This window comes from Vibrio sp. 1069, from assembly GCF_033340555.1.
In genome coordinates, this window is sequence record NZ_JAWOWP010000416.1 from 1 (window position 1) to 682 (window position 682).

Genomic DNA, 682 nt, shown 5'->3' on the forward strand with positions numbered 1-682 from the left:
GTGCCATTGATTTCGAATTCACATCGTTTCTCGGTATCGCCCTCGACCCCAAAAGAAAGAGACACCCAAATGACACAAATTAATCAAGAACGTCTAGTTGAACATTTCTGCCAACTGGTTCGTATCGACAGCGAATCTATGAATGAAAAACAAATTGCAGAAACGCTGGCTGAGCAACTGGGCGAACTAGGCTTTACGGTTCACAAGCTTCCTGTACCAGAACACATTTCTAATGGCTTCAACGTGTACGCACGTTTAGAAGGAAAAAAAGAAGGCTCAATCCTAATGAGCTGTCACATGGATACGGTAACGCCGGGCATTGGTATCGAGCCGATCATCGAAGACGGTATCATCCGCTCGAAAGGCAACACCATTCTTGGCGGTGACGACAAATCGGGCATCGCTGCCATCATGGAAGCAGTGCGCTGCATCCAAGCTGAAAACCTAGAACACAAAACGCTCGAATTGGCGTTCACTGTACATGAAGAAGGTGGCCTGTTCGGTTCTGAATACTTCGATATGTCTCACGTAACCTCAACAGAAGCGATCGTACTGGACACAGGTGGCCCAATTGGAACTATCGTAACAGCTGCTCCGGGCCAACAAAAGATCGTCGCAACCATCAAAGGCCGCCCTGCACATGCAGGTCTTGCGCCGGAAGAAGGCATCAGCGCGATCATGG

General features: G+C 48.8%; 1 protein-coding gene. It reads left to right on the forward strand.

Annotated features, from left to right (window positions below; genetic code table 11):
- Positions 1–69: 69 nt before the first annotated feature.
- Positions 70–682 (forward strand): M20/M25/M40 family metallo-hydrolase (locus tag R7040_RS26865; protein WP_318097652.1); only part of this gene is annotated, 613 nt, incomplete at its 3' end.